Annotated in this window: 5 protein-coding genes; all 5 read right to left on the bottom strand. The window is 48.2% G+C overall.

Features of this window, described 5'->3' with window-relative positions:
- On the bottom strand, window positions 1-956 hold a 956-nt coding region (locus KDK17_RS03535), incomplete at its 3' end, for a hypothetical protein (protein ID WP_257287353.1).
- Window positions 957-1,128: 172 nt separating this feature from the next.
- The gene (locus KDK17_RS03530) at window positions 1,129-1,269 is read right to left on the bottom strand and encodes a hypothetical protein (RefSeq protein ID WP_257255157.1); all 141 of its coding nucleotides are present in this window, start codon (window positions 1,267-1,269) and stop codon (window positions 1,129-1,131) included.
- Window positions 1,270-1,788: 519 nt separating this feature from the next.
- On the bottom strand, window positions 1,789-3,870 hold the full coding sequence (locus KDK17_RS03525) for a hypothetical protein (RefSeq protein WP_257274167.1): 2,082 nt from the start codon (window positions 3,868-3,870) through the stop codon (window positions 1,789-1,791).
- Window positions 3,871-4,003: 133 nt separating this feature from the next.
- Window positions 4,004-6,001 carry a hypothetical protein gene (locus KDK17_RS03520; protein WP_257255048.1) on the bottom strand — a complete coding sequence of 666 codons (1,998 nt, stop codon included), beginning with the start codon at window positions 5,999-6,001 and terminating at the stop codon, window positions 4,004-4,006.
- 480 nt (window positions 6,002-6,481) lie between these two features.
- A complete protein-coding gene (locus KDK17_RS03515) occupies window positions 6,482-8,983 on the bottom strand; it encodes a hypothetical protein (RefSeq protein ID WP_257287352.1) in 2,502 nt (833 codons plus the stop codon).
- Window positions 8,984-9,187: the final 204 nt, after the last annotated feature.

The raw sequence follows: 9,187 nt of genomic DNA, 5'->3' as shown, positions 1-9,187 counted from the left end.
TCTTCGTCTGTGGAGTCTTCGTCTGTGGAGTCTTCGTCTGTGGAGTCTTCGTCTGGAGAGATCCTGTATGAGGCGACCCGGTTTATAAAGTTGCTGCTAATGAATCTGCTGCCAACAATGTCATGTGGCTGTTGCAGATATGGTACGCCGCACACACAGCGGAGTTCAATGTCAGAGAGATCATCCAATTTTTCGAAAGATGGGCTTTGTAGGGAATTCAGCGGTGGTTCAACGGACTCTACGCTATCGGATGATGGTCGGAATTGACAAACGCCATGACAGGGATGGGCGAAACAATTAAAACCCAAAGTATGTGAGTGTTGTTGAGAGCCTCCGTTACTGCCGCCAGAGCCAGAATAAAGGTGGATAGAGAGAGAACTTGCAGACTGGGTGGTAGCCCCTGTTGCACGCTGCCTCGATGATTTTGGTGACTGGTATGGTGTTTGGTTATCTCCAGAGCCCAACACCATAGTAATGATGGAATAGGGGTGATTTTGACTCGTCTCTTGTTGTTGAATCGGCTTAAACAAGGGTGAATCGGGGTTCCAATAGCTTTTCAAAAGTAAACCAACAGCGACAACCACTTCTATGGATAGCCATGGATAAGAGGTGGAGCTTAGGGGGGGATCGTTGGTTGTCAGGATTGGTTTTAAATCAACCATCAGGTTAGTGGAATAAAGCAACTTCCATGAAATCAATTCAATAATGGTTGTTTTTAACTCGTAAATATGAGGTCTTTGTTGTTTTTTTTCAGGCGAAGGATTCGATCCTGCATAGCCGTTTTTGTTAGTAATACCTGACGGATTTCCAGGCGATGTATGGCGGTCAGTCCTTATAGAAAAACTCTGGTTTGGAAAAACTGTTTTCTGTTCAAGCTCTAAAACAAGTCGTCTTGTCAGCGGTTCACCCTGACAGACGAGAGACAACGTCAGTAACGGCAACTGCAACATCAACATCAGTCCCGCAAAGAGTGAGTGCTTAATGATTCTATCCTTGCGTTCTGGTTTACAGAGAAGAAGGATAGTTTAAAAAAATAAGCGTGCTTTTCTTTCCGAGAACTTCTGTTAAAAAATCTCCTTTAAACCCCAAAGGCTGCAACAGGCATAACTTTATGAAAAGGGTGCCAGATCAAGGGTTGTGGTTATCATCCTGGTCCACATCAACCGGCTTGCGTTTTCTATGTCTTCTTTTGTGCTCCCAGTGGGCTTTAGCATTCTTACAGACCTTCCCGCACTGCTGCAGCTGCACACCCTCCCCGATTATTGTCATATCAAAGGTTCTTGGCCCGGTGTGGTATCTGCTTTTGCGAACTGACAGGGTTCTGGCATTCTTGAAGACCTTCCCGCATGGCTGATACTTGCCATCTTCAATGCCTAATGTCTCGACACAGGTTTGTTGTCCGTTGTGCTCTCTTCTCTTGTGATTTGACAGTTTTTTTTGGCATCGGGCTGCCTCTCCGTAAGGAAGACAATCCGAAGGTGAAGCCCCTTTGGGATTTTGAAACGGATAAGTGTTAAGGAAGCCCCGCTTTCTTCTGGAAGGCGATGATTATGCAGCCTGAGCAAGCCGTCGATTATAGTCAAGTCATCATAGGTGGGAGGCAAATTCCCGTTCATTGGCACATCATCATTAAGTGATACGGTAGGGGCAGTTGTACAGACTGCCTCTGCAATCATTGAGTGTGTAGGGCTAACTGTCGAGCTTTCTACGGAATTCAGCGACCATTCATCGGGCCCTCTGCTATCGGATGATTACAACGGGCAAGCCTAATGAAAGGGAGGTAGGTTGTTACCTATTTGCTTTAATTTCTTTAGGTCTGGAGCCATCATTCTGGTTAGGATAAAAAGACTTGCGCTTTCGGTGTGTTCTTTTGTGCCTGGACAGTGCGTGGGTATTCTGGAAGGCCTTACCGAACGGCCGCAGCAGGCCATCCTCCCTGCATAACCTCTGCTGACCATCCTCTCCGATCACTGGCAGGTTACAGATTTGTTGCCCGCTGTGGATGCTTTTTTTGTGATCTTTCAAGGCGTTGGCATTTTTGCAGACCAGTCCGCATGGCAGCCGCTGGTCACTCTCCTCGTTCACTGTCTTATCAGAGGTTTTTTGTCCGCTGTGATATTTGCTTTTGTGACATGACAGAGAACGAGCATTTTTTAAGACCCGCTCACATGGTCGTCCCTGACCATCGTCCCCGACCACAATCGCGTTACAGATTTTTTGCCCACTATGGTTTCTTTTTTTGTGATCCGTCAGGGCATTCACACTCTTGCAGACCGCTCCGCATGATTTCTTTTGACCATCCCGCCCGACCACTGTTTCGTTGCATGTTCGTGGCCCGGAATGGTTGCTTCTTTTGTGATCTGACAGGGCTTTAGCGTTCTTGCAGACCTTTCCGCATTGCTGCTGGCCATCCCTTCCAGCCACTGTTGCATTGCAGATTTTTTGGCCGGTGTGTTCTTTTCTATTGTGATCCGATAGGGCTTTAGCACTCTTGCAGACCTTTCCGCATGGCTGCTGTTGGCCATCCTTCCTGACCACGCTTTCGTGGCAGGTTTGTTGTCCAGTGTGGATGCTTCTTTTATGAGACGACAATGTTTTAGCATTCTTGCATACCTCCCCGCATGGTCGCGGTTGGCCATCTGCACCGACCACTGTTTCGTAGCAGGTCTTTTGCCCGCTGTGATCTTTTAATTTGTGATCCCACAAAGCTTGAGTATTCTTGCAGGTTTTCCCGCATGGTCGATGCTGGCCATCCCCTCCGGTTACGGTTTGGACACAGATTCTTTGTCCGCTGTGGAATATTCTTTTGTGTGCTATCAGGCTATTAGCATTCCTGTAGACCTTGCCGCATGGCCGCTGTTGGGCATCTTTCCCGACCACGATCACGTCACAGGTTGGCTGTCCGAAGTGCTCTCTGCTTTTGTGATCCGACAGGACTTTTTGACAACGGGTAGCCCCTCCGGAAGGAAGGCAGCCCAAAGGTGAAGTCACCATGGGGCGTTTGAAATGGGTAAGCGTACAGTTAATCCCGGTTTTTTCTGGAGGGATATGGCTTCGAAGATTGAGTAACCCGTGGATTATAATCCAGTCATCAGAGTTGGCAGGCAAATTCCCGAGCATTGTCACATCATAATTGGGTGGTTCGGCTGAGTCTGTTGTAGAGACTGCCCCCGGGCCAATTAAATGTCTACAGCTGGCTGTAGAACTTTCTGCGGAATTCAGCGGCCATTCAGCGGATTCTCTGCTACCGGATGATAATCGGAAACTGCAAACGCCACGACAGGGAGAGACGAAACAATTGAAACCCAGGGTGTGCAGAGCTTGTTGAGGACCTCTGTTACCGCCGCCATAGTCAGAATAGAGAAGGTTAGCGAAATAGCCTGTAGATTGTGGGGCTCCCGGCGCTTGCTGGCTGGATGATTCTGATGGCTGATGTGATTGTTGGTCATCTACAGAGCGAAGCATCATAGTGATGGTAGCAAACGGTTGATCCCCCTGTGTCTGCGTAGATGTTGCCTCTTGTTGTTGGATTGGATTAAACAGCATGAAATCGTTAGTCAAATTGCTTTCTAAAAGCCAACCGGCTGCAACAACCACTTCTACAGGCAGCCTAACTCCGTAACTGCCGGGTCTGTTCGGTTTGTCATCAGACCGAAAATCCAGTCCTGCATAGTCGTTTGTGTCGAAAACCTCCGAAAGATTGTCCGGCAGGGTATGCCTGTCACGTTCTATAGAGACGCTCAGGTTTGGAAACACTGCCTTCTGTTCAAGCTTGATAATAAAACATTCTGTCCATGGTTCAGCCTGACAGACGACAGACAGCAACACTAGCAGAAACATTGTCGCCGCAGAGAGTGAGTGTTCAATCATTCTGTCCCTGTATTCTGGTCTCTGTAGAGCCAGGGTAGATCAAGAAAATAAGTCTTTTATCTGTCAATGATCTTTTGTTAAAAGCCAAGGGTAGCATCGAAAAAATTCTAATGAAAAGAAAGGTGTTATTTATTCAATTTACTTTTTTAGGGCTGGGTTCACCATCCTGATTCACAGGATAAGAGATGCGTTTCCGATGTGTTCTTTTGTGATCCCAAAGAGTTCTTTTATTCTTGCAGACCTTCCCGCATGGCCGCAGCTGACCATCTTCCCCAGCCACGGTCACTTCACAGTTATACTGCCCGGTGTGGCATATGTATTTGTGAGACGCCAAAGATTGAGCATTCTTGCAGACCTTCCCGCATGACCGTTGGTCGCCATATTCTGTGGTCACGGTTACGTCACAGGTTTGTTGCTCAGAGTGATCTCTTCTTCTGTGATCCCGCAGGGCTTGGGCATTTTTGCAAACTGTGCCGCACGATCGCAGCTGGCCATTGTCCCCGACCACGGCCATAACACAGGTTTTTTGCCCGGAGTGTAAGCTGCTTTTGTGAACCGACAGGGATTTAGCATTCTTGTAGACTGCCCCGCATGGTCGCTGCTTACCATCCACTCCGAGAACGTTTACGTAACAGGTTTGTGGTCCGGCATGGGTTTTGCGTTTGTGATCCGACAAGGCTACAACATTCTTGTAGACCATCCCGCATGGCCGCAGTTGGCCGTCATTCCCGGCCACGGTTATGTTACAGATTTGATGCTCACTGGGGTGCCTTCTGCTTTTGTGATCCGACAAGACTTTGGCATTTTTGCAGACCCACCCGCATGGCTGCTGCTGGCCATTCTCCCCGACCACGGGCAAGTTACAGGTTTGTTGCCCACTATGGGCTTTTCTTTTGTGATCTGATAAGCCTTTAGCATTTTTGCAGACTTTCCCACATAGCCGTGGCTGACCATCCTCCCCGACAAAGGTCGCGTCACAGAGCTTTTGCCCAGTGTGGTATGAGCTTTTGTGAACCGATAGGGCAGCAGCATTCTTGCAGATCTTCCCACATGGTCGAGGCTGACCATCCTCCTCGAACACGGTTACGTCGCAGGTTTGTTGCTGGCTGCTGTGAATTTCGCCTGTGTGACCCCGCAGGGATTGTTGGCAATGCGAAGGCGTAAAGCTAATGCCGGTTTTTTCCGGAAGGCTATGCCTTCTGAGACTGAGTAAACTGTGGATGATAATCCAGTCATCGGAGTTGGCAGGCTGGTTCCTGTGCATTGTCACATCATAAATGGCAGGTTCGGTTGGGTCTGTTGCAGTGGTTGCCCCTGCACTTATTGAGTATCTATAGTTTCTTCCTTTATAGTTGCCGCCTCTATAGTTGTCAGTCATACTTTTTTCTGAATTCAGCGGCCATTCAGCGGGTTCTCTGCTATCAGATGATGATCGGAAACTACAAACGCCATGACAGGGAAAGATGAAACAATTCAAACCCAAAGTATGTAGAGTTTGCTGAGAGCCTCCGTTACCGTCGGCAGAGTCAGTATTCAGAGGGTTAGTGAAAGAGCCTGTAAGGTGGCAGGGGGTTCCCGCGGTTGGTTGCCCAGAGGGTTCTGATGGCTGGAAGGGCTGTTGGTTATGTCCGGAGCCATGCACCATCGTGATGGCGGCAAATGAGTGCCCCTCCAGTGTCAGCATAGTGGTTGCTGCTTGTTGTTCGATCGGCTTAAACGACAGTGAATCGGGGTTCCAATAGCTGTTTAAAAGCCAACCGATGGCAACAACCACTTCTACAGGTAGCCATGAATAGGGGGTGGAGCTGAGAGGAACGTCCTTGGTGGCCAGGATCGTCTCGTACACCTGCAAGTGAGTGGCATAAAGCCATTGCCACGAAATCGATTCAATAAGGAGCGTTTTTACCCCGTAACTGTTAAATTTGTGTCGTTTGTCATCAGGCGATGAACTGATTCCTGCATAGTTCCTTGTGTTGACAAGGTCTGAAGGGGTGCCCGGCGATGCGAGCAGGCCACGCTTGATAGAAAAGCTTTGGTCTGGAAACACTTCATTCTCTTCAAACTCGAGAATAAAACGTTCTGTCCACGCTTCGGCCTGACAAACGACAGATCTAAAAAGTAGTAGCAACATTAGCGGCAACAGTGATGCCGCAAAGAATGGGTGTTTAATATTTCTATCCCTGTGTTCTGGTGACTAGAGAGCAAGGATAGATCAAGAAAATAAGTCTGCTTTCTGTCAAAGACCTTTTGCTCTGCAGGAGACAATTTCGTAAAGAATCCTGTTATAAAAGGGAGAGTGGGTACTCGCCTGCAGGTATAACTGCAAGCTTATGAACTCAAGCTAAATGATTCCCTCCTTTGCGAAAATGACGACCTCCTACTTAGCGACCATCATGATGTTGATTTTGAACTGGCCAAAGTCCCGTTTGGTGCGATCCAGACAGACAACCCAGTTCCCTTCGGGCGCCACCCAGTCAACGACTCTTCTGGCAATTTCACCCTTTCATATCAAGCTTTGTCTCGAAACTGTCCTCCTACAGAGGATCTTTTGTAAAAAACTGAAGGTGACACTGGGAGAAACCTCATTGATCCCATGTACTGGATCAAATCGTTACTTATTCTGTTTAGCCTTTTTAGGATTGCGACCATCATCGTGTTCCGGATCAACAGACTTACGTTTTCGATGGCTTTTTTTATGATACGACAGGACTCTGACATTTTTGCAGACCATCCTGCACGGCTGCGGTTGGCCATCCTCCCCGGTCACAATTAGGTCACAAGTTTTTGGTCCGGAGTGGTTTCTTCTTTTGTGCTCATAAAGGGCTCTACCACTTATGCAGATCCTGCCGCATGGCCGCAGCTGGCCATCCTTCCCGGTTACGTTCACGACACAGGTTTGTTGCCCGCTGTGGCATCTGCTTTTGTGCACTGACAGGGTTTGAGTATTCTTGCAGACTATCCTGCATGGTCGCGGCTGGTCATCCTCTCCGATCACAGTTACGTTACAGGTTTTTTGCTCGGAGTGCTCTTTGCATTTGTGAGACGACAGAGCTTGAGCATTTCTGAAGACCTTTGCGCATGGTCGCTGCAGACCATCTTCCCCGACCAAGGTAAGGACACAGGTTTGTTGCCCGCTATGGACTTTTCGTTTGTGATCTGAAAAGCTTTTAGCATTCTTACAGATCATCCCGCATTGCCGTGGCTGGCCATCTTCCCCGACTACTATTACGTCACAGGTTTTTTGCCCGGTGTGGTTTCTGCTTTTGTGCTCTGACAAGGTTTGAGCATTCTTGCAGACCATCCCGCATGACCGCAGCTGGTCATCCTCTCCGACTACTATTACGTCACAGGTTTTTTGCCCAGTGTGATCTCTGGTTTTGTGAGACGACAGGGCTTGTTCATTCTTGCAGGCCTTACCGCATGGTCGCCGCTGGCCATCCTGCCCGATCACGGTTATGTGGCAGGTTTGTTGCCTGCTGTGGACTTTTTTTTTGTGATCCGAAAAGCCTTTAGCATTCTTGCAGACCGTCCCGCATGATCGAGGCTGAGCATCTTCCCCGACCACGGTAACGTCACAGAGTTTTTCTCCACTGTGGATTTTTCTTTTGTGATCCGACAGGCCTTTGGCATTCTCGAAGACCTTTCTGCATGGTTGCTGCCGGCCATCCTTCCCGACCAAGGTCACGTCACAGATTTGTTTCCCGTTGTGGACGTTGTTTTTGTGTTTCCAAAGGGCTTTAGTATTCGGGAAGACCTTCCCGCATGGCCGCAGCTCCCCATCCTTCATGACCAAGGTCATGTGACAGGTTTGTCGCTGCCTGACGTGCTTTCTGCTTTTGTGACCCGACAGTGATTTAGCATTCTTAAAGACCCTCCCGCACGGCCGCGGCTGACCATTCTCCCCGATCAGGGTCACGTTACAGATTTTTTGCCCGGTGTGGTATGAGCTTTTGTGAACCGATAGGGCTACAGCATTCTTACAGACCTTTGCGCATGGTCTCGGCTGGGCTTCTTCCCCGACTATGATTACGTCACAGGTTTGTTGCTGCCCTCTGTGAATTTTACCTGTATGATCCGACAGGGGCTGTTGGCAATAGGTAGCTCCTCCGGAAGGTAGGCTGCCCGGAGATGGAATCACCATTGGATTGGTGAAATAGACAGGCGTGTTGCTAATCCCGGTTTCTTCTGAAAGGCTATGGTTTCCCAGATTGAGTAACCCATGGACGATAATCCATTCATCAGAGTTGGCAGGCTGATTCCTGCGCATTGTCATATGACAATTGGCTGGTTCGGCTGGGTCATTTGTAGAGATTGCATCTACACTGATTGAGTATCCATAGTTGCCTGTCGAACTTTCTTCAGAATCCGGCGGCCATTCAGCGGGCTCTCTGCTATTGGATGATGGTCGGAAACTACAAATACCATGACAGGGAAAGACGAAACAATTTAAACTCAAAGTATGCAGAGTTTGCTGAGAGCCTCCGTTATTGTCGGCAGAGTCAGTATCCAGAGATTTGGTGAAAGAGCCTGTAAGGTCGCTTTGAACTCCCGCGGCCTGCTGCCTTGATGGTTCTGATGGCTTGTGCGGTTGTTGGCTATGTCCAGAGCCAGGCACCACAGTGATATAGGCAAATGGCTGCCCCCGCTGTATCACCATAGTTGCTGCTCTTGGTTGTTCTTTTGGTTTAAACGACATTGAGTCGAAATTCCAATAGCTTTTTAAAAGCCAACCGACGGTAAGAATCACTTCTACAGATAGCCATGAATAAGGGTTGGAGCGTAGAGGGGCGTCCATAGTGCTCCGGATTAGTTCGTAACGCACCAGCAGATGAATGGCGTAAAGCGATGGCCACGAAATCGATTCAACAAGAGTCTCTTTTACACCGTAACTGTAAGTCTTGTGTTGTTTGAATTCGGGTGGTGAACCGAGTTCTTTATTATCGCTTGTGTCGGCAATTTTAGGTGAACTGAACGACAGTGTACGTAGGACTGGATTTATAGAAAAGCTCTGGTTTGAAAGCATTTTATTTTGTTGAAGCTCAACAATAAAATATTCAGTCCGCGGTTCTGCCTGACAAACGACAAAAAACGGTAGTAGCAAAAGTGGTAGCAAAAGTGATGTCGCAAAGAGTGAGTGTTTAATAATTCTATCCCTGTATCCTGGTGACTAGAGAGCAATGATAGATCAAGAAAATTAGTCTGCTTTCTGTCAAAGACCTTTTGATAAAAGCCGAAGGCGGTGCCGGGAAAAAACTTATGAAAGGGCTAGCAGCCTGTCGGACTTAAGGCTGTCCTACTGCGGTTGCAATAAATTGGT

The sequence above is a fragment of the Endozoicomonas sp. SESOKO2 genome (assembly GCF_024606245.1).
GTDB lineage: Bacteria > Pseudomonadota > Gammaproteobacteria > Pseudomonadales > Endozoicomonadaceae > Endozoicomonas_A.
Note: the sequence above shows the minus strand (reverse complement) of the source record. Positions and strands in the feature narration are given on the sequence as shown.